Origin of the sequence: Paenibacillus sp. JDR-2 (genome assembly GCF_000023585.1) — a bacterium.
Lineage (GTDB): Bacteria > Bacillota > Bacilli > Paenibacillales > Paenibacillaceae > Pristimantibacillus.
In genome coordinates, this window is sequence record NC_012914.1 from 2997525 (window position 1) to 3018918 (window position 21394).

Annotated in this window: 21 protein-coding genes; 15 read left to right on the forward strand and 6 right to left on the reverse strand. The window is 52.9% G+C overall.

Annotated elements, in window-relative coordinates:
- Positions 1-16 precede the first annotated feature (16 nt).
- Positions 17-1159, forward strand: coding sequence for a DUF2264 domain-containing protein (locus tag PJDR2_RS13115; protein ID WP_015844181.1), 1143 nt, complete (start codon positions 17-19; stop codon positions 1157-1159).
- 54 nt (positions 1160-1213) lie between these two features.
- Here the strand turns inward: PJDR2_RS13115 and PJDR2_RS13120 are convergent, their stop codons facing one another.
- On the reverse strand, positions 1214-3145 hold the full coding sequence (locus PJDR2_RS13120) for a glycosyl hydrolase family 18 protein (protein WP_015844182.1): 1932 nt from the start codon (positions 3143-3145) through the stop codon (positions 1214-1216).
- Between the two features lie 192 nt (positions 3146-3337).
- On the opposite strand from PJDR2_RS13120, the gene PJDR2_RS13125 reads away from it, so the two are divergent.
- From PJDR2_RS13125 to PJDR2_RS13140, 4 genes are read left to right on the forward strand one after another with little or no spacing between them, the layout of a single operon-like run.
- Positions 3338-4042, forward strand: coding sequence for a methyltransferase domain-containing protein (locus PJDR2_RS13125; RefSeq protein WP_015844183.1), 705 nt, complete (start codon positions 3338-3340; stop codon positions 4040-4042).
- Positions 4035-5222, forward strand: coding sequence for an NAD(P)/FAD-dependent oxidoreductase (locus tag PJDR2_RS13130; RefSeq protein ID WP_015844184.1), 1188 nt, complete (start codon positions 4035-4037; stop codon positions 5220-5222). The genes PJDR2_RS13125 and PJDR2_RS13130 overlap by 8 nt, the downstream gene beginning before the upstream one ends.
- Positions 5195-5686 (forward strand): SRPBCC family protein, encoded by a 492-nt coding sequence (locus tag PJDR2_RS13135; RefSeq protein ID WP_015844185.1) that lies wholly within the window; start codon positions 5195-5197, stop codon positions 5684-5686. The genes PJDR2_RS13130 and PJDR2_RS13135 overlap by 28 nt, the downstream gene beginning before the upstream one ends.
- A 1-nt stretch (position 5687) precedes the next feature.
- A complete protein-coding gene (locus tag PJDR2_RS13140) occupies positions 5688-6920 on the forward strand; it encodes a beta-ketoacyl-[acyl-carrier-protein] synthase family protein (protein WP_015844186.1) in 1233 nt (410 codons plus the stop codon).
- A gap of 48 nt (positions 6921-6968) precedes the next feature.
- On the opposite strand, the gene PJDR2_RS13145 is transcribed toward PJDR2_RS13140, so the two are convergent.
- Complete coding sequence (locus tag PJDR2_RS13145; protein WP_015844187.1) at positions 6969-7340, reverse strand: VOC family protein; 372 nt, start codon at positions 7338-7340, stop codon at positions 6969-6971.
- 182 nt (positions 7341-7522) lie between these two features.
- Between PJDR2_RS13145 and icmF the strand changes: the two genes are divergently transcribed.
- Complete coding sequence (gene icmF, locus PJDR2_RS13150; RefSeq protein WP_015844188.1) at positions 7523-10753, forward strand: fused isobutyryl-CoA mutase/GTPase IcmF; 3231 nt, start codon at positions 7523-7525, stop codon at positions 10751-10753.
- An 82-nt stretch (positions 10754-10835) separates the two neighbouring features.
- The gene (locus PJDR2_RS33155) at positions 10836-10994 is read left to right on the forward strand and encodes a hypothetical protein (RefSeq protein ID WP_015844189.1); all 159 of its coding nucleotides are present in this window, start codon (positions 10836-10838) and stop codon (positions 10992-10994) included.
- Positions 10995-11122: 128 nt separating this feature from the next.
- Here the strand turns inward: PJDR2_RS33155 and PJDR2_RS13155 are convergent, their stop codons facing one another.
- Positions 11123-11407, reverse strand: coding sequence for a YxcD family protein (locus tag PJDR2_RS13155; protein ID WP_015844190.1), 285 nt, complete (start codon positions 11405-11407; stop codon positions 11123-11125).
- Entirely contained in the window at positions 11408-11836 is a 429-nt protein-coding gene (locus PJDR2_RS13160; RefSeq protein ID WP_015844191.1) for a hypothetical protein, read from the reverse strand.
- A 137-nt stretch (positions 11837-11973) separates the two neighbouring features.
- Here PJDR2_RS13160 and PJDR2_RS13165 point away from each other — a divergent pair, with 137 nt between their 5' ends.
- A complete protein-coding gene (locus PJDR2_RS13165) occupies positions 11974-12507 on the forward strand; it encodes a DUF309 domain-containing protein (protein WP_015844192.1) in 534 nt (177 codons plus the stop codon).
- A 23-nt stretch (positions 12508-12530) separates the two neighbouring features.
- Here the strand turns inward: PJDR2_RS13165 and PJDR2_RS13170 are convergent, their stop codons facing one another.
- Positions 12531-13100 (reverse strand): beta-class carbonic anhydrase, encoded by a 570-nt coding sequence (locus PJDR2_RS13170; protein ID WP_015844193.1) that lies wholly within the window; start codon positions 13098-13100, stop codon positions 12531-12533.
- A 32-nt stretch (positions 13101-13132) separates the two neighbouring features.
- The gene (locus tag PJDR2_RS13175) at positions 13133-13453 is read right to left on the reverse strand and encodes an iron-sulfur cluster biosynthesis family protein (RefSeq protein ID WP_015844194.1); all 321 of its coding nucleotides are present in this window, start codon (positions 13451-13453) and stop codon (positions 13133-13135) included.
- A gap of 137 nt (positions 13454-13590) precedes the next feature.
- Between PJDR2_RS13175 and PJDR2_RS13180 the strand changes: the two genes are divergently transcribed.
- From PJDR2_RS13180 to PJDR2_RS13210, 7 genes are all read left to right on the forward strand, one after another.
- Complete coding sequence (locus PJDR2_RS13180) at positions 13591-15102, forward strand: carboxypeptidase M32 (RefSeq protein ID WP_015844195.1); 1512 nt, start codon at positions 13591-13593, stop codon at positions 15100-15102.
- A gap of 557 nt (positions 15103-15659) precedes the next feature.
- Entirely contained in the window at positions 15660-16670 is a 1011-nt protein-coding gene (locus PJDR2_RS13185; RefSeq protein ID WP_015844196.1) for an ABC transporter substrate-binding protein, read from the forward strand.
- A 17-nt stretch (positions 16671-16687) separates the two neighbouring features.
- Positions 16688-17482, forward strand: coding sequence for an ABC transporter ATP-binding protein (locus PJDR2_RS13190; RefSeq protein ID WP_015844197.1), 795 nt, complete (start codon positions 16688-16690; stop codon positions 17480-17482).
- Complete coding sequence (locus tag PJDR2_RS13195; RefSeq protein WP_015844198.1) at positions 17475-18341, forward strand: ABC transporter permease; 867 nt, start codon at positions 17475-17477, stop codon at positions 18339-18341. The genes PJDR2_RS13190 and PJDR2_RS13195 overlap by 8 nt, the downstream gene beginning before the upstream one ends.
- A 38-nt stretch (positions 18342-18379) precedes the next feature.
- A complete protein-coding gene (locus PJDR2_RS13200; protein ID WP_015844199.1) occupies positions 18380-19348 on the forward strand; it encodes an aromatic acid exporter family protein in 969 nt (322 codons plus the stop codon).
- Between the two features lie 106 nt (positions 19349-19454).
- A complete protein-coding gene (locus tag PJDR2_RS13205; protein WP_015844200.1) occupies positions 19455-20012 on the forward strand; it encodes an outer spore coat protein CotE in 558 nt (185 codons plus the stop codon).
- A 158-nt stretch (positions 20013-20170) separates the two neighbouring features.
- A complete protein-coding gene (locus tag PJDR2_RS13210; RefSeq protein WP_015844201.1) occupies positions 20171-21379 on the forward strand; it encodes a putative amidoligase domain-containing protein in 1209 nt (402 codons plus the stop codon).
- Positions 21380-21394 lie beyond the last annotated feature (15 nt).

The following is a 21394-nucleotide window of genomic DNA, read 5'->3' on the forward strand; positions in this document are numbered from 1 at the left end:
GCAGGGGGCAAAAACGATGGCTGAAGTTAAGAAGGATCGGGAGCAGTGGATAGAGTGGATGCTTCGAATCGGAAGACCGGTACTGGAGGCTTTAGCAGAACGCAAGCTGAAGGAAAGGATGCCGGTTCAAGCGATAACAGATGACCGCAACGAATATACATACCTGGAGGCCGTGGGGCGCTTGCTTACGGGAATGGCTCCCTGGTTCGAACTGACTGGATTATCGGGCGAAGAGGAGGAGCATCGAAGCGGGATGGCGCAATTGGCAAGAGCAGCTATCGATGCGGCAACGGATCCAACTTCGCCGGACTATATGAACTTCGCCAGCGGCTATCAGCCGGTTGTGGATACCGCCTTTTTGTCCCATGCCCTTGTCCGGGCACCGCAAGAACTGCTGAGTAAGCTTGATGACCGAGTAAAGCAAAATGTAGTCAGCTGCTTGAAGGCGACCAGGTCAAGAAAACCGTTCTATAATAATTGGCTGTTATTCGCAGCCATGACCGAAACGGCATTGTACTTGCTCGGCGAGGAATGGGATGCGATGCGTATCGATTATGCCCTCAAGAAGCATCAGGAATGGTATTTGGGCGATGGAGTATATGGGGATGGACCGGAATTTCATGGGGACTATTACAACGGATTCGTCATTCAACCGATGCTGGTCGATATTCTTCGGACGGTAGGACCGGAAATGCCGGAATGGGAGCAATTAACGACTGTTGTCATCCGCCGGGCGGCCCGCCATGCGGCGCAGCAGGAGCGCTTGATCTCTCCGGAAGGCACTTTCCCGCCGATCGGGCGCTCGCTAGCTTACCGGTTTGGTGCATTCCAACTGTTGTCGCAGGCCGTGCTTCAAGGCTGGCTTCCGGAAGACATCGCACCTAACCAGGTTAGGTGTGCGCTGACGGCGGTTATCCGCCGAATGATTGAGATGCCTGGAACCTTTGATGAGGAAGGCTGGCTGCGGATCGGATTCTGTGGCGACCAAGAGGAGATTGGCGAAGGGTACATTTCGACAGGCAGCTTGTATTTATGCTCCGCCGTATTCCTGCCCCTTGGCTTGCAGCCGGATCACCCGTTCTGGCTAGGTGAAGCGGACTGGACTTCCAAGAAAGCATGGTCCGGACAGCCGTTTCCCATAGATAAGGCACTTAAATAATAGATGTTAAAAAAACCCCCGGTTCTCGCAAGCTGCGAAAACCGGGGGTTTTGCTTACCCTTGCTTCAAACGAAGCATCATCGTCCAGAGATCAGGCGTCTCGTAACCGAGTCGCCAGGCGGCAACGCCGGCGAGGTCGTATTTTATCGCCAGGTTAATCCGTGCTTGCACGCTGCTCACGGTCTCTGCCCAGAATACATAGGTGAAGCCGTCCTTCACGTATTTGTATTTGGTCTGGCCAGGTGTAGCAGGATCGGAGACGCCAACGGCATTCGTGTCAGCGATCAGCTTCGGAATGTCGCTCATCAGGACAGCGCGGTTGCTGACGAGATTGCCGGAGCCGTCAAGCTTCCATTCCCGCACATAGAACGGAATGCCCAACATTAGCTTGCTGCGGGGTACGCCGTACGCGAGGAACTGTTGAACGCCTTTTTCCACCCATGGCAGGCTGGCTACGGAACCCGCCGTTGAGCTTCCGCTCCAATGCTCGTCATACGCCATAATCATGATCGTGTCCACCACTTGAGCAAGCGCGGCATGATCGTAGGCGGTCAGATGATCCCAGCTGACATCGCCGCGCGGCAGGTCGATGGAGACCTTCAGCCCTTTGGCATGCGCAGCTTTCGTTAGAGCGGTAACAAAAGCGGTGTATCCAGCCCGGTCCGTGCCGGCAACTTCTTCGAAGTCGATGTTTACTCCGAATACGCCCAAGGTATCAAGCTTTGTTACCAGACTCGAGATGAATTGCTGCTGAGCATTCGAGTTCGCAAGGAAAGCCGTTGTCATCTGTTTATCGAAGTCGTTCGACACAAGCGGCATCACCTGAATGCCCTGCGCCTTCAGCGTAGTTACTATCGACGGATCCGACAGGTCCGTTAATGCACCGCTGCTATCCTTGAGCTCGAACCAAGATGGGGAGTCGATGGATAGACCTTGCGTCTTCGATGTTTGATTCAGAATCGTCTGGCTGTTGGATGAACCATTCCATGCCAGATAGACAAGACTTTTGGTGTTGCTCCACAATTTGCGGCCGTCTGCATTGATGACATAGCTGTTGGAATAGCTTTTCGCATAAGCGACAGCCGATGCGCGGGTAAAGAACGACTTCAATTTGTTATTGCCCTGATAGACCGAGAGATAAGGCACGCTAGTCCACCAGGTTGTTCCGTTATGTTTCACTTCGGAGTTTCCGAAATATTTGGCATATTGCAAAGCAGGCTGCAGAGCGATAAAGGATTTGATCGTTTTACCGCTTTGCTGAACATCGTAAGTCGGCACATTGGAATGCACGATTAGTCCGGATACCTCATTTACAACGGTGCTGTTTGGAATAGCTGCAGCTGCTTTTATCGCATCGTACAGAAAAGCATACGTTTTAGTCCCATCCACCGGTACCTGATCTACTTTAATGGTGTAGACCGGGCTGCCGCTCCGTATTTTTTTCTCCGTAGCATCCGTCATGTTGTCCCAGATCCAGCTATTCGAGCCGAGATCCATAATATGGGCGTTTGTCCAGCGCTTAGCTTCCTGTTTGGCTGCATCGAGGGTCGTATAACCCCAACTCGCATTTGTTTTGTCGCCTTGATAGAGCTGATATTTCGGATAGGATTGATAAATCCAGCCCGGGCTTTCCAGATCCCGGATATGTACGCCTTTCATCTTCTTGGCTGCGGCCATTGCCTCGTTGTACGTGCGGTATTCCCATTTGGTGCTGGAAGTGCCGCCTTGATAGATTTTGTACTTGGGCAGGTTGTCCCACACCCACTCACGGCCCGTAATCGCTTCCACATGACTGTACTCGAAACTCGACGCGTAAGCAATCGCCTGTTTATCGGTAGCAAATTCACGCAATGCACGATCGTTCTGATAGACGCGATACTTGGTCATTGTGCCGGAAACCGGGCTGGCTGCCATGCTGATCGCGGATGTCCCAATGGTTTGGGCAACGAACAGGAGCAGAATTGCCGCCGATAGTTTTTTGAACATGTTTTTTTATCACTCTCCTCTCAAAGTCTACTAATTTAGACGCAATTGGGAGGGATAGGTTGCGATGAATTTCAGCTGGCTTTCAGGTGTAAATAATGGCAAACGTTTTGCAAACCTCGGGAGGGACGGATAAAAGAGGTGGAAAAGAATAACAATAAGGGCATGTAGGGAAAATCTGGATGAGGTGATGGCATGGCACAGCTGTTCGAACGGCTGGACCTGAAGGAGTGGCTAGATGGGGATAGTGTAGAACCGGTGGAGCTGGAAAAGAGCCTCCGGGAAGTGTGGGGCGTCAACCGGTATCTTGGCGGAAATCCGGCTTTGTTTGTTCATTTGGAAAGGCTGATGCGCAAGCTGGCGCCAAGCGAACCGGTACGGGTATTGGATGTGGCCACGGGTCTCGCGGATCTTCCGGTTGCTTTCGTTGACTGGTGCAAAAAAAGAGGAAGGAGCGTCTCGCTTGTCGCCGTGGACAACCATCCGCAAATCGTGCAGCTGGCTACTCGCCGTACGGATGCGCATCCATCCATTGAAGTCTTGCATGCGGACGCAACCGCATTGCCTTTTGCAGACCGCAGCTTTGATCTGGCCTTTTGCAATCTCGCCTTGCATCATCTGGATGAGCAATCGGCCATTAAGCTGTTCGCCGAAATGGCCCGCGTGACCCGCGCAGGCTGGGTAGTCACGGATCTGGAAAGGCATCGACTCGCTTATCTGGCAGCCAAGCTGCTGGCCAAATTCGTATGGAAGAGCCCGGTAACGAGACATGACGGACCGCTGTCGGTCATGCGCTCCTTCACTCCGCAGGAGACGCGGCGGCTGGTTGAGCTTGCTGGCGTAAACGCTGCGGTACATAAACATTTTCCGTTCCGGCTAGCCGTGGTTGGCCATGAATAGCTATGACGTCATAGTTGTAGGTGCCGGGCCCTCCGGCAGCGCATCCGCCAAAATGCTGGCTGCCAGCGGGGTTCGCATATTAATGCTGGATGCGGAAGCCTTCCCGCGGCGCAAGCCTTGCGGCGAGTCTTTGAATCCGGGCGCGGTTGCCGCCCTTGGGAGAATAACGGGGTACTCGCATGTTCAGGAGGCCTTTGATTTCACGTCCAGTCCGATTCAAGGCTGGAAAGTAAGCAGCGGACGAGCTTCGCTAGAAGCCGTATATCCGGAAGGCCATTATGGAGTGGGATGCCGCAGAGAACAGGTCGATCTATGGCTTGCCGAGCAGGCCAGCCGCGCGGGTGCGGTATTCGAACAACGAACGAAAGTGGAGCGCCTGATCTGGGAAGGAGAGCGGGTGGCTGGCGTAATCGCCCGCTCCCCGGAAGGCAAGCCGATGTCCATACGCGCCTCCCTTGTCATTGGAAGTGACGGCCTGCGGTCGGTTGTGGCGAGAAACGCCAAGGTGAACCGGTACGGATCGCTCCGCAAAGCTGCTTTTACGGCGCGTTTGAATGGGGTGCGAGGATTAAATGGCAGGGTCGAGCTGTTTACGGCCGGCGAAGGAAAAGTCATAGGCCTCGCCCCGATTGGCGCCGGGCTGGCGAATATGACCGTTGTGCTTGGCAGCGCCAAGGCGGCTTCATTAGCGGACAAAGACCGTCTCGGCATAGTCCTCCGCGAGGCGAGGGCTGTGCCGGAGCTGACGGAACGGCTGAGGGATGCGGAAATCGAAGACGGCGTGCTGGCATGCGGCCCCTTCGACAGACCGGTTATTCCTCATGACATAGCGGGTATGGTTCTGCTCGGCGATGCGGCGGGTTATTACGACCCGTTAACCGGACAAGGAATCTATCGGGCATTAAGAAGCGCGGAGCTGGCCGCACCCGCCATTGTACAGACGCTTCAGACGCGTGATCCCGATCCGCTCAGGCAATATAGAATAGCCAATCTGGCTGAGTTTGCAACCGGCACCAGACTGCAGCACATCATTGAACGTTTGACCAGACATCCTCTCTTATGGCGCTCAGCCCTTAGAGTCATCGGAACTTCCTCGTTGCTGACCAATAAGCTCGCCGAGATCATCGGAGATTGCCCGAAGGAGACGAATACATGTATACCCGTAATGAAATCACCATAAATTGCGATAAAGAAACGGCTTTCCGGTATGCCCGGCAGGTGGAGAATTGGCCGGTGCTGCTTCCGCATTACCGGGGAGTACAGTTCGAGCAGGGCAGCAGCGACCGGGGCGGACTAGTCATGATGAAAGCGGTAAGACCGTTTAAGCCGTTTAAATGGCCGGTCTGGTGGGTTAGCGAAATGAATGTGGACGAGCAGTTATGCTCGGTGTATTACAAGCATATTCGAGGCGTTACTACCGGAATGGAAGTCGAATGGCTGATAGAGGCACAACAGGATGAGAAGAAGCAGGTAAAAGTGACGATTATCCATCGTTGGCTGCAGCCGCCGCTTGGCAGAAGATTGGCAGCCGACATGATCGGCGAGGTATTCGTCTATGCGATTGCGGACCGGACTTTGCAGGGGCTGAAACAGCGGATCGAAGAGCTTGGGAACCAACAAGACTTACAGGAAGAGGTGGGCTAATATGAACGAGATTAGAGCGGTGGTAACCGGTATCGGCTGCGTAACCCCGATTGGCATAGGAGTCGAAGCGTTATGGGCAGGCGTGCAGCGGGGAGAAAGCGCCGTCAAACCGATTGACCGATTTGTGCCGGAAGGGCTCCGCAGCCGGATTGCCGCGCAAATTCCGCATTTTGACGCGACGGCTTTTATGGACAAGAAACGGGCGCACCGGATGGATCGTTATTCCCAGCTGGCTGTAGCCGGCGGAATTATGGCTCTTCGCGATTCCGGACTGGATGCGGAGGATTTGGAAACCGAGCGGGCCGGCGTCTTTATGGGCTCGGCCCTAGGCGGAATCGCTTTTGCGGAGGAACAATGCGGGCAATATTATCATGGCGGCTTCCGTTCCGTGTCGCCAACGCTTGGCTTCTCCGTATTTGGCGGGGCAGCCTCCTGCAATCTCGCGATGGAGTTCGGATTTACCGGACCTAACGAAACAAATGCGATGTCCTGCGGCTCGGGTGCGGTTGCTATTGGCAGGGCCTTGCAGGCCATCCGGCGCGGCGAAGCGGATGTCGTGCTGGCGGGCGGCTCGGAAGCACCGCTTGCTCCTTTGTCTTTTGGCGCTTTCGATATGCTGCGCGCGATGTCGACGCGCAATGAAGAGCCGGCAAGCGCAAGCAGACCGTTTGACCGGAACCGGGACGGCTTTGTCATGGGAGAAGGCTCCGCCATTCTTGTTATTGAAGCCGAGCATCATGCCCGTGCCCGCGGCGCAAGGATCTATGGTGAGCTGGCTGGCTTTGGATTAACTAACGACGCCCATCATATGAGCGCGCCTCTTCCTACAGGTGCGCAAGCTGCCCGGGCGCTCAAGCTGGCGCTCTCGAGCGCGGATATGTCGCCGGATGACGTCTCGTACGTAAATGCGCACGGATCTTCAACGCTGCTTAATGATGTGACGGAATCAAAGGTGATCCGAAGCGTATTTGGCAGCCGTCCGGTTGCGGTCAGCGGAACAAAAGGCTTGTACGGTCATCCGCTTGGAGCTTCCGGCGCAATAGAAGCGGCGATTACGCTGCTTTCCTTGAATCAAGGCTGGCTGCCGCCAACAACGAATTTGAGCGAACCGGATCCGGAGGCCGAGATTGATCTGGTTGCACGTCAGGCAAGAGAAGTGAAGGCCGAGGCCGCCGTATCGAATTCCTACGGTTTCGGCGGGGTTAATGCGGTGTTGGCATTCCGCAAAGCATAACTTAAAAGGCAGTTTCTGTTGTTACGCAACGGGAACTGCCTTTTTCTATTACAGCTCTTGCACGAACATCAAATGGTTGCCTTCCGAATCCTTCACCGTAACAAAAGAAATATCGGGAAAACGTTCCGGCTCGCCAACCATCTCAACCTGCAAGTCATTTAGGAAGGCGATCGTCTCCTCGATATCATCCGTTGGGAAAGAAAAAAGCGGAAGCTCGGTGGGCTGGAAGGAATCTGTACGGTTAGCGTCAAGAATCAAAAAAGTATTGTCAACTTTGAGCGGAAAAACGCTGTCATAGGACGGATCGGCAAGTTCGATACCAAGCAGTGCTGCGTACCAATTGGCGGCTCTCTCCATGTTGCGGACATGAATGAAAATGGATCCGACCGTTGCTTGAACGGGATGAGGCTTAACTGGCATAAACGATTCCTCCCACGGAAAATAGTAAATATTACCATAAAATATCTTACCAAACACGCGTTCGATTGTAAATACAATTAGATAAGCATGGACACGGCATCACTTGCCCGCAAACGAATATTGTAATAATAGGATGGATGGAGTCGAAGCGGTATAACCTGATCGGAAGGGCGGGAACCAGCATGGAAATACCCGTATATCGCCCGCAAAACCATGTGCGATTTATTACGGCAGCCGCTTTATTTGACGGGCATGACGCATCAATCAACATTATGAGGCGGATTCTGCAAGCCTCCGGGGTTGAAGTTATTCACCTCGGCCATAACCGGTCGGTTCAGGAAGTGACAAGCGCAGCGATACAAGAGGATGTTCAGGGCATTGCAATCAGCTCGTACCAGGGCGGTCATATCGAATATTTAACTTATATGTTTGATGTGCTGAAGCAGGCCGGAGCGGAGCATATCAAAATATTTGCAGGCGGAGGCGGGGTTATTATTCCCTCCGAGATTGAAGCGTTGGAGCGATACGGCATCGCCAAAGTGTTCTCACCGGAGGACGGCCGCAGGATGGGGCTGCAAGGGATGATTAATGCCATGATTGAAGCATGCGATCATCCGACTCCAAGACAGGCTGAACAGGATCTAAGGCTAGTGAAGCAGGGCAATTGGGGAGCCATTGCAAGACTGATCTCCTCGGCCGAGGATCAGGCTGCGGGCGCTTCTGCCGATGACTGTACCGTTGCCGTATTGCAGCAGCTGCGGGAACAAGTCCCCGGAGTGCCGGTGTTAGGGATAACCGGAACGGGCGGGGCAGGTAAAAGCTCCTTGACGGATGAGCTTGTACGCCGGCTCCTGGACTATTTTCCGAACCGCTCCATTGCCGTCATATCCGTGGATCCGACCAAGATGAAATCCCGCGGGGCTCTTCTTGGGGACAGAATCCGAATGAATGCCATACATGATCCGCGGGCTTACATGCGCAGCATGGCGACAAGAAAATCAAAGTCGGAGATCAGCGAAGCCACAGGTGACGCGATTGCGATCGTCAAGCAAGCGGGATACGACTTTGTTATTGTCGAGACCAGCGGGATTGGCCAAGGAGACGCCGCCATTGTGGAGCTATGCGATATCGCCATGTATGTCATGACCAGCGAATACGGAGCACCTAGCCAATTGGAAAAGATAGATATGATTGATTACGCCGACGTTATCGTCATAAACAAATTTGAGCGCCAAGGATCCGAGGATGCCTTGAGGGATGTCCGCAAGCAGTACAAGCGAAGCAGACGGCTTGACAGGGTTCCTAACGAGCAGCTTCCCGTATTCGGTACAATGGCAAGTCAGTTTAACGATCCCGGTGTAACGATGCTCTTCCGGCATGTGATGCGTCTTGCCCAGGACAAAATGGGCGGCAGCTGGCCGGTTCGGCTGGAGGATTCCGGTATAAGGGCAACAAAGAGAAACATGATCATTCCGCAGGATCGAACCGGATATTTGCGCGAGATTGTTCAGACGGTACGTCAATATAAGAAGGATATCGAGGAACAAGTTGCGGTTGTCCGCACGCTTGCTCAGCTGAAGGGCACGAGACAGCTGATTTATGCCAATCAGGAGCGGCTTCTGACGAGAGATGAAACGGCACTTTTCGCGGATAAGCTTGATGCGATGGCAGCGGAATGGGAAGAACAGCTGCATTCGGATTGCCGGAAGCAGCTGGCCGATTGGCCGACCATTCGCAATCTTTACCGGCCGGTTGTGCTGGAATCGCTTTCGGGCAGCGCCGTGCCCAGAGTCAGCCTCCCCAAATTCCATGAGACGGGCGAACTGCTCCGTTGGTTATTGAAGGAGAATTTGCCGGGCTATTTCCCGTATACGGCCGGTGTATTTGCCTTCAAGCGAACCGACGAGGATCCTAAACGCCAGTTTGCAGGAGAAGGCACGCCGGAGCGGACGAACCGAAGGTTCCATTATTTATGCCGGAATGATGAAGCCAAGCGGCTTTCCACTGCCTTTGACAGCGTGACCTTGTACGGCCAGGATCCGAGCGACCGCCCCGATATATACGGAAGAATCGGGAACAGCGGAGTTAATGTCTGTACGCTTGAGGATATGAAGAAGCTGTACGAAGGCTTTGATCTATGTCATCCTTCCGTCAGCGTGTCGATGACGATTAATGGGCCGGCGCCTATCCTTCTTGCCATGTTTATGAATACGGCGATTGATCAGCAGGTGGAAAAATTCGCAACGGAAAACGGCCGTCAGCCTGATGAAACGGAATACCGGAGCATTAAGGCGGGAGCGCTGCATTCCGTTCGCGGCACGGTGCAGGCTGATATTTTGAAAGAGGATCAAGGTCAGAATACTTGCATTTTCAGTACGGAATTTTCGCTCAAAATGATGGGAGACATCCAGCAATATTTTATCGATCATGGCGTACGCCATTATTATTCCGTCAGCATAAGCGGTTACCACATCGCGGAGGCCGGCGCCAATCCGGTCACGCAGCTGGCATTTACGCTGGCGAACGGCTTTACTTATGTCGAGTATTATTTGGCCCGGGGAATGTCGATTGATGACTTTGCTCCAAATCTATCTTTTTTCTTCAGCAATGGGCTTGATCCCGAATACAGCGTAATGGGGCGCGTGGCGCGGCGCATCTGGGCAACCGTCATGAAATATAAATACGGGGCTAACGAACGCAGCCAGAAGCTGAAATATCATATCCAGACGTCAGGCCGCTCGCTGCATGCGCAGGAAATGGATTTTAACGATATCCGGACCACGCTCCAAGCGTTAATGGCCACCTACGATAATTGTAACTCCTTGCATACCAATGCGTATGACGAGGCGGTCACAACCCCTACGGAGAATTCCGTCCGCCGGGCAATGGCAATCCAGCTTATTATCAACAGGGAGTTTGGACTGGCGAAAAACGAGAATCCGCTGCAGGGCTCTTTTATCGTGGAGGAGCTTACCGATCTGATGGAGGAGGCTGTTCTGCAGGAGTTTTGGCGCATTCATGAGCGCGGAGGCGTGCTGGGCGCAATGGAAACCCAGTATCAACGGGGTAAGATCCAGGAGGAATCGTTATTTTATGAGCAGAAAAAGCATGCCGGGGAGCTGCCGATTATCGGAGTGAACACGTTCCTGAATCCCAATCCCGAAGAAATACACACGGATATCGAGCTGGCACGGTCAACGGAGGCAGAGAAGTTGTCTCAAATCCGCCAATTGCAAGCCTTTCAGATGAAGCATCAGGAGGAGTGCTCCGGCGCGCTGGAGCACTTGAAGGAGGCGGCGGTATCCGGCGGGAATCTGTTCGAAGCCTTGATGGAGGTTGTAAAAAGCGCCTCGATCGGCCAAATCACAGGTACGTTATTTGAAATTGGCGGCCAGTATAGGAGGAATATGTAAGGAAGGGGTAGAAAATATAGGAAAATGAGGCCTGTTAGAGAAAACGTTATAACAAGCTTGAACGAACCGGAGGGAAGCGCCTTTGCTTGTGCTGACATTCATATTAACTTTGATGAACTCGATATTGCTGCTCATTATTTACCTTAATCTTCCGAAGCGGGATATTGCGCGAGAAGCCGTTGAACAGGCATGGGCGAATGACCGGAAGAGACAAGAAGATAAGCAATCGGGCAATTCTTAGAACCGCTTAAGAACGGGAAAGCCTCCAACCCATACGGATTGGAGGCTTTTTTCACAATATAATATTTCATTCGCGAAACGTATGCTGCCCCTCCTAAGGACGGCGCAGCCGTTTACGCTTGTGCCCGGCTAGTCTTCGATATCCGCCCACATTTCCTCTTCGTCCACATCCAGCTTGATGTTGGTGCGGAAGACGCGGCGGTTGTACTGCCGGTACATGTATTGCTCGATTGCTTCCAGCAAATTCGCTTCAATGATATATTGGCTCCGACCGTTAACCCATACTTCTGCGGTGAAGCCGTACTCTTCTTCCCAGGCCAGCTGCACCTCCACGTCCGAAGGTTGCACGCCTCTTCGATCTGCCATATGCAGACAAACGGCATTTATAATTTCGTCCGTGTAAATTCTCGTCATTTAGTAAGGTCTCCGCGTATCGGGATTATTTTTTTTCTTGAACATTCGGAACAACGAGATAACGATTCTTACCAGAACAAAGATCGCAATCAGGTTGATAAGGAGGCCGAAGAACTGACCCATACCGCCCATATTGCCAAGCAGACCGCCGAACAGCATGCCTGCGAGACCGCCGATAAGCATACCCTTCATAAAGCCGCCGCCGCTGAAAAAGCCTTTGTTCGTTGTTGTAGCACCGGTTTTATTCGTAGTTGCACCAGTTTTTGTACCGGAAGTCGACTCCTGTACGTTAGCTTGTTTCTTAGGAGTTTGCGTGTAGCTTTGTTTTGGCGATTTGAATCCGCCGCCGCGTTTTGCCGCATCCGCTTGCCCTAAACCAAATGTCAGGAACAAAGCGAAAGCCATGATGACCAATAACCCTTTTTTCATTGTGTACGTCTCCTCCTGCTTCGATGTGTAGCTCATTAATTGCTATGATACACATTTACGGCTAATATTAACGGAGGTTTCAAAATATTTTTGTACACAATATACCAAATCATATATATGCAAAGGAGAGAACCCCTATGAATTATCCATCTGCTTATTTATCGTACTTAGCGGAGTTTAACGGAACGCGGGATTTCTTCGAATGCCATGAGCTTCTGGAGGAGCACTGGAAGGAACATCCGGACGATCCGCGGGCATTGTTGTGGGTTGGACTCATTCAGCTTGCGGTTGGCCAATATCATGAGCGGCGGGGAAATTTAAAGGGTGCGGTAAAAATGTATGAAAAGGCACTCGGTAAGCTGGACCAGCCTTCGCTTGAGCAGTTAGGTCTGGACGGAACGCGGACTATCGCGGATCTTTCGCACCGATATGAATATTTGCAGGACGGTCAATCTTTGCCCTATCAAGATATAACGCTTATCGTAACGGATCCCGAGCTTGAACAGCAATGCATTCAATTATGTAATGCCTTGCAGGCGGAATGGGGAAGCAGCAGTTCCATGGATGCGGAAGCGTTAATACACCGGCATAAATTAAGGGACCGCAGCGAAGTATTAGCGGAAAGGACAGCGGCCATCGAAACGAAAAAAAGGAACCGGACCGTGGAATAACCACGTGCCCGGTTCCTTTTTGGTTAAGTTCTATTTTCGTAGCCGTCCACGATCAGGTCAAGCGCGCCTGTGTCCGGGTGAATGGCAAGGCCGTGTACCGGAGTGTTAGGCGGAAGAAGCGGGTGATTGCGTACGATGCTAACGCTCTTCACAACGCTGTCACGCAGGTTGTCAAAGCCGGTCAGCCAACGATTCAGGTCCACGCCGGAATGACGCAGCGTATTGATGGTTTGCTCGGAAATGCCGCGTTCCAGCATGTGGCCAACAACCGTCTCCGGATCAATGCCGGTCATGCCGCATCCGTGGTGCGCAATAATAAACACTTCGTCTGCTTTCAGCTCATAGAGTGCTACAAGGACACTGCGCATAATGTTGCCGAATGGCTGCGTAATAATCGCACCGGCGTTTTTGATAATTTTGGCATCGCCGTTTTTCAGATTTAATGCCTTAGGAAGCAGCTCAACGAGCCGGGTGTCCATACAAGTGACAACAACGATTTTACGGTTAGGGAACTTATCCGTAAGATATTGTTCGTATTCCTTGTTTTCGACGAAAGCTTTGTTGTGGTTCAAGATTTTTTCCAGATTGTTCATTTGAATTACCTCCTGATAATAACGATGAATAATTAGTTCTTCAGAAAACGCAGGTCAAGCGTATAGATCTGGCTGTCGCTCTTAAGGCTGTACGCATTACGCGCAGCATCGTAATCAATACGGAGCTCCGGCTCGAAAAACACTTCATGGCGAGGCTCATGCCAGAACGGGAACGGGTCGCCTTGAGCAAGCCTGTCATCCGGCCCGCCTTGTCCAATGAGCTGAAGAGCCGGGACACCGCTGACGACACAGCCGCAGCCTTCGGTATCATGCAGCAGTTTAAGCTGCTTGCGGCCATCCTCTATGTAAGGGGTGAGCGACTTAACGGCAGCAGGAGTAAAAGTTATGCGCATGGTAGTATTCTCTCCTTCTCTTTACTCTATTAACGACAAAAAAAGGTTAAAGTTGATTATACGTTTTGTAATCGTTAAGATCAAGATAGGCTCTGTTCAAAATGAGCAAATTTGGAATAGGGAAGGTGGATGGAATAATGACGGTACATAAGGAAATAACCGCAAAGTTTATGGAGACAATCCGTAAAATTAAAAGCTACGAAGAAGCGTTAGGCGTTTTGTATTGGGATCTTCGGACCGGGGCACCGCGCAAAGGAATGGATACCCGCTCGGAGGTTATCGGCGCTTTGTCCGGCGATATGTTTAAGCTTTCCACTTCGCCCGAGCTTGGCGAATATTTGAACGAACTGGAGCAGCCTGCTGCACAGGAGCAATTATCCGATATTGAACGGAAACTCGTTAGCGAAACGCGCAAAGACTACAATCGAAGCGTCAAAATTCCACCAAAGCTCTACCAGGAATACGTTGTGCTTGCTTCGCAGGCGGAATCCAAGTGGGAGGAAGCCAAAGCAAGCAACGATTACGCCAGCTTCCAGCCGCTTCTGGAAAAAGTAATCGATTATACGCAGCAATTTATTGACCTGTGGGGGCCAAAAGCAACCCGCTATGATACCTTGCTTGACCAATACGAGCCGGGAATGACAACGGCAGAGCTGGACCGCGTGTTTGGCGGCTTGCGCGAACAGCTGGTTCCGCTTGCTGCGGCAATTGCGGCGTCCCCGCATCAGCCGGATACTTCTTTCCTCGGGCAAAAATACGATAAGCAGGCGCAGAAAGCGTTCAGCTTGTATATCTTGAATCAGATGGGCTACAACTTCGAAGCCGGCCGCCTCGACGAGAGCGTTCATCCGTTTGCAACCGGGCTTAACCCGGGCGATGTCCGCATTACGACCCGTTACCTGGAAGATGATGTGACCAGCGCGCTGTTCGGTACCATTCATGAGGGCGGACATGCCTTGTACGAGCAAAATATTATGCCTGAGCTGATCGGCACTACACTGTGCACGGGCACATCGATGGGCATTCACGAATCGCAATCGCGCTTCTGGGAAAATGTCATCGGACGCAGCAAGCCGTTCTGGGAACAGTATTTCGGCAAGCTGCAGGAGAAATTCCCTGGCCAGCTGGATGTATCGGTGGAACAGTTCTACCGCGGCATCAATGTCGTGCAGCCATCCCTGATCCGGATCGAAGCGGACGAACTGACGTACAATTTGCACATTATTATTCGGTACGAGATCGAGAAAATGATCTTTAATGAAGGCGCAAAAGCAGCCGATCTGCCGGCGATCTGGAACGACAAGTACAAAGAGTACCTGGGCATCGTTCCTCCGTCCAACGCGGAAGGCGTGCTGCAGGACGTACACTGGTCCGGCGGCGCGTTTGGCTACTTCCCGTCGTACTCGCTTGGCAATATGTATGCTGCGCAAATCGCCGACACCATGGAACGGGAGCTTGACGGCTTCTGGAACCTGGTCGGCCGCGGCGAGCTGCTTCCTATCAAGGAATGGCTGACCGAGCGCATCTACAAGTTCGGCAAGCTGAAGTCGCCGTCGGAGATCATCCAAAGCGTTACAGGCAAGCCGCTGGATCCTCAGCATCTGGTAAGTTATCTCGAGCGTAAATATAAGGATATCTATAAGCTGTAAATAGAAAGTGGCCGCCCCTTGTCGGGGCGGCTCTTTTTTGTTTTCGGACGCGTGCTGTAACACGGAAAAAGCCTGCTATTCGGGGTAAGAGAGCTGACCGCCGCACTCGAAGTGTGCTGCAACACGGAAAATGCCTACTATTCGGGGTAATGGAGCTGAACGCCGTACCCGGGGGTGTGCTGTAACATGGAAAAAGCCTGCTATTCGGGGTTAAGGATCGGACCGCCGCACTCGAAGTGTGCTGTAACACGGAAAAAGCCTGCTATTTGGGGTAATGGAGCTGAACCCCGTACCAGGGGGTGTGCTGTAACATGGAAAAAACATGTTATTCGGGATAATGAGGCTGTCCGCAGCAGGAGATTGCTCCTGCTGCGTTTGTTCTGTTTAAAGGAGTATTACGAAGCATCTTTCTTTCAGATAGTTTTAGTCGTTTACTCTTTTGTGCCCGGATTCCAACCTCGGAGTCTCATTGTTCGGAATGCACCGACTTTTTTGCTCCTGCATAGGCTATTGTACTTACTACTTACTTTAATTGAGTAATCACGGGAGGTTAACGGATGAGAAGGAAGCTATGGCTGTCGCTGCTCCTCATTGTGGCGCTGACGACAACAGCCGCGCTGGCCGGCTGCGGCAAGGGAAACTCGGATAAGGTTAAGCTGACCATCGGCGAAGTAACGCGGTCGGTCTTTTATGCTCCGGAATATGTAGCTCTGGCGAAAGGGTTTTTCGCTGACGAAGGGCTGGACGTTACGCTGACAACTACGGCAGGCGGGGACAAAACGATGACCGCGCTGCTCTCCAACACGATTGACGTCGCGCTTGTTGGTTCGGAAACGTCGATCTATGTGTACCAGCAAGGCTCTGACGACCCGGTTATTAATTTTGCTCAAGTGACGCAAACCGACGGTACGTTCCTGGTTGCCCGGAATGATACGAACTTTGACTGGAACAACTTGAAAGGCGCTACGTTCCTCGGCCAAAGAAAAGGCGGAATGCCTCAAATGGCGGGCGAATTCACGTTAAGAAAGCATAACATTGACCCGCATGCGGATCTGGAGCTGATTCAAAACGTTGATTTTGCCAATATCGCACCTGCATTTGCTTCCGGCACGGGCGACTATGTTCAGCTGTTTGAACCAACTGCTTCCGTTTTCGAGAAGCAAGGTACGGGCAAGGTGGTTGCCTCCTTTGGCGTAGAGAGCGGACATCTGCCTTACACCGTGTTTATGGCGAAGCAAAGCTATATCAAGAAAAATACGGCAGCAATCCAATCGTTCACCGATGCCGTACACCGCGCCCAGCTCTGGGTACAGGAAAACGATGCCTCAACGATTGCGGACGTCGTAGCCCCTTACTTTGATAACGTGGATAGAGACATCCTGGTGAGTTCCATCGACCGTTACAAACAACAAGGCTCTTATGCTACCGATCCTGTTATTGACGAAGGCGAATGGAATAACCTTCTTGACGTAATGACCCAAGCTGGCGAACTGAAGGAACGTACCGAATACGGCAAAATCGTGGACAACAGCTTTGCGGAGAAATCGATAGTGGACGTTAAGAAATAAAATAAGGGGGACTTTCGATGGCTGGCGAAGATAATCGGCTGGAACTGAAGGATGTGTCCCATGTCTATGTAAATGAAAAGGGTGCTTCCTTGGCCGTCGAGAATTTGAATTTGACGGTTCGGCGCGGTGAGTTCGTCAGCCTCGTCGGTCCGAGCGGCTGCGGTAAAACAACGATTCTCAGCATGCTTGCGGGATTATTTCCTCCAAGCGGAGGGCAGGTGCTTCTCGCGGGAGCGCCTGTCCTTGGTCCGTCCCGGCTGGTTGGCTATATGCTGCAGCAGGATTTCCTGTTCCCGTGGCGGACGATCCGGGATAATGCCGCAATCGGCCTCGAGATTGCCGGAGGAAAGACGGCCGCGGCGATGAAGGAAGTAGACCGCCTGCTGTCGGAACTGGGGCTGCCGGGTTCGGGCAGCAAGTACCCGCATGAGCTATCGGGCGGCATGCGGCAGCGTGTTGCTTTGGCCCGCATGCTTGCGACTAATCCGGAAGTGATGCTGCTGGATGAACCTTTTTCCGCGCTGGACCTGCATATTAAGCTTCAGCTTGAAGATCTGGTAGACGAAACGCTAAAGCGTCTTGGTAAAACGGCCGTACTCGTTACTCATGATTTGGCTGAAGCCGCAGCAATGAGCGACCGGGTTATCGTGCTGGCCGCAAATCCGGGCAGAATCGTGAAGGAGCTTGTGGTGCCGGATGAGATCCGGCAAGCCACACCGATGGAGGCGCGCAAGCTGCCGGGCTTCCAGGACGTATTTGATCAGCTGTGGGCAGAGCTTAACCGGGCGGAAGGGGGCGGCGGGCATGCCTAAAGTGGAGAAAACGGGCAAGAACGTATTGTTATCCGGCGTTGAGGAAGACCGCGAGAGCGGAATGAAAGAGCTTCACAGTCAATTCAAGCAAAAGGCTAGACGGGTTACTGCGGCAGTAGGCGCAACACAGATTACGATCCTGCTGCTTTTCATTGCCCTATGGGAAGTGGCAGGCAGGCAAAAGTGGATCGACCCTCTGTTGTTTAGTTACCCGACGAAAATCATCAACCAGCTATGGAATTCGATGGCAGACGGTTCGATCTGGCCGCATATCGGAATGACCGTATCCGAGACGATTATCGGATTTCTGCTCGGTACTCTGGTCGGAACCGGTATCGCTGCGCTCTTATGGTGGTTTCCTTTTTTATCGAGAGTACTGGATCCTTATCTGGTCGTATTGAACAGTCTGCCGAAGGTTGCGCTTGGTCCTCTCTTCATCGTTACTCTTGGACCGGGCTTTACTTCGATTGTGGCGGTAACCTTGTCGGTGACGGTTATTATCACAACGATTAATATATACAACCGGTTCAGAGAGATTGAAGCGGGTTATATCAAGGTGGTCCGGTTGTTTGGCGCGAGCAGGGCGCAGCTGTTCCGGCTTGTTATTCTGCCTGCCTCTTTTCCCGTTATTATATCGGCTTTAAAAGTCAATGTAGGTCTCGCCTGGATCGGGGTTATCGTCGGCGAATTCCTTGTCGCGAAGCTTGGACTCGGCTATCTGATGATCTACGGCTTCCAGGTATTTAACTTCACCCTTGTCTTATCCACTCTGATTGTCATCGCCGTAGTCGCTACGATCATGTATCAACTTGTGGCGATATTGGAACGAAAGTTGACGTCAGGCTGGCGGGAGCGTTAGGATAATCGTATTAATCTATCCGAACGTGAGGGAAATAAGTGGGCATTCGCATTATCAAAACCGCATTAGCAGCCATTATCGCCATTTATTCGGCCGTGTATTTGAACTTGGAGCCGCCGCTTGGTGCGGGTATTCTTGCTATTCTCGGTGTAGAAGTCAGCCGGATGAAAGGGCTGAAGAGCGCTATTCAGCGTTTCGTCGCTTCTTCGCTGGGACTTTTTTTTGCCTCTTTGGTCTTTACGATCTTTGGCTTTCATATTTGGGTAGTGGCGTTATTTATTTTGATGACGTTCCCGGTATTGGCGCGTTTTCAACTAAAGGACGGCATCGTAACCAGCGCGGTTATCGTATTCCAGCTATTCAATCATGGGGAAGTCACCGTTGACGTATTGGAAAACGAAGTACTGCTCATGATTTGCGGTCTCGGCTGGGCAACCGTGATCAACTTCATCTATATGCCGAAGGATCAGCATCTGCTCGAGTCGCTCAAAGCTTCCGTCGAGAAGCTGTTTGGCGATATTTTCACCGAGATGGGCAGGACGCTCCGCGAACCTTCGCATATTTGGAACGGCAGCGAGCTGCTTGAGGTTCACAGGATTATAGATGAAGGCGCCCGCCGGGCCGTGCTGAACAAGGAGAACCGGCTATTCGGGCAAGAGCATTATTGGTCCACTTATTTTGAAATGCGGCGTCTCCAGCTCGAGTCGGTGCAGGCCATGCTGGAGGAGCTGGCGCTCATCTACGAGAAGCTGCCGCAGAACGAACCGCTTGCGGAGCTGCTGGAGCTCCTATCCGGAGAAGTGAAATCCGAGGTATACCGCGGGATAACGGAGAAACGCTTGTCCGAGCTGAGACAGCTGTACAAGTCGATGGAGCTTCCGCGCACGCGTGACGAGTTCGAGCTTCGCGCCGCTATTTTGAAGATGACGATGGAGCTTGAAAGATATTTGGCAATCGCCAAACGATTAAAGAAAAGAAATGTCATGTTAGACAAAGCGGAGCCATAAAATAAAGAGGGATAAAATTCGTGGCGGCGCGGGAAAGATTCAGTCACCCTAGACGAATGACCTGCATACACTTTAAATGAATGATTGTATGGAGGAGGTTAAATCGATGACATTTGCAGATAAACAGCTACAAGGTAGAGAGATTATAACGAAAGCTGTCTGCGGGAAAGGTCGTAAGTTTTCCACTGTCTCTCATACCGTAACACCGCCTCATCACCCGACCAGCATATTGGGTGCGTGGGTAATCAACCACCAATATGAAGCGGTTCGATCGGGCGACGGAATTGAGGTAATTGGTACTTACGATCTCAACATTTGGTATTCGTATAGCAAGAATTCGCAAACGGACGTAGCAAAAGAAACCGTACATTATGTAGAGCATGTGCCTCTTTCTTATCTGGATCCTAAGCATCGGTCTTCCACGGAAGAAGTATCCGCCGATTGCATTCAGGAGCCTAACTGCATTGAGGCCAACATCTCAACAAGCGGTTCCGGCGTTGTCGTCCGCGTTGAGCGCGAGTATGCGGTTGAAATGATCGCCGAGACAAAAGTTTGGGTAGCCTGCTTCCCGGGCGGCTACGACGACGGTAAAGAACTTGAGTTCGGTCTCGGCGACGGGGATTACGAGGATCTGGATCCAGACTTACTGGACGACGACCTGTAAGCCGGAAGCACTTATCCGCTTCTGTACTGTAAGATATGCCGCTAAAGCGGTAAATTCGAGGGCGAAAGCCCTCTTTTTGTTGAATTCATTTAATTTGGGCATTCGCCGCATGCCCTAAAAGTCGTAATCGAATCCAATAAAAAAGAAGGTGGGCGGGTATGGCTGGAAATCGGCTGAACCGGCTTGACAACGAACGGCAGGCAATAGCTTTGACGGAAGCCGAAATGCAGGCAAGGTGGCTTCGAACAGGTCTTTATCGGGAGCAGCAGGAGGATGAACGGTTATACCGGGTTCTAGCAGCCGATCTCGCGTTGATTGAGCTCAAGCGGATTAACCGGGCAGGAAGGCCTTTAGGCAGCGGAGAACCGATTGCGGACGCTGCTGCCGGACATCCTTCCGATTGGCCGGCGGATCCCGTGCTGCGCCGGGTAATCCGTAGGGCGATTGCGGGACTTTACGCAGTAGGAATAGATATTGGTGAAGCGGTTGTTGCGCTGGGGACGGACGGCCGTGTCTCGATGCGAACGGCAAAGAGGCGCAAAATAGGTCCGCTGTTGCTGTCTGAGGCTGAAGCGGAGCGTCAAGTAGCGCCGCTTCTTATCGGTGCGGATCCGGAGTTTGTGCTTATCCGGCCGGACGGCAAGATCGCTCCGGCCTCCCGGTATTTGGGAGGCGTCGGCGGCGCAGCGGGCAGCGACGCCATGCTGATCGGGCGGCGGCTGATGTATCCCGTCGCCGAGCTTCGTCCCGAGCCGGCCGAGGATCCTGCCGGGCTCACGGCCCACATCCGGCGGCTGCTGCTCCGCGCCGCCGGGCTTGTCAGCGACCCGAGCCTCCGCTGGGCCGCTGGTGCCATGCCCGTGCCGGGGCTTGCGCTCGGCGGGCATATCCATCTCAGCGGCGTGCGGCTGACGCCGCGCCTGCTGCGTTTGCTCGACAGCTACGCCGCGTTCCCGCTGGCGCTTGTCGAGGATCCCGCCGGGCGCGGGCGGCGCCCCCGCTACGGCGTCCTGGGCGATTACCGCCAGCAGCCGCATGGCGGCTTCGAATACCGGACGCTGCCGAGCTGGCTGGTGTCGCCGGCCGCGGCCAAAGCCGCCTTCGCGCTTGCGCTTCTCTGCGCGCGCGAGGCGGATGCCTTGCAGGACATACCGGCTCTTGACGAGCGGTATGTCGCAGCCTACTACGCCGGCGACCGCGCGGAGCTCGCCGGCTGTCTCGACGGCGTCGCCGTATCTATGACGGCGACGGCAAGCTACGCCGCGCTGGCGCCTTACATCGAGCCTTTGCTCGATGCGGCGCGGCGCGGCGCAACCTGGGATGAGCGGGCTGACATCCGCGTCAAATGGCGCATCCCGCGCCTGTAAGGGATGCGCCATTTT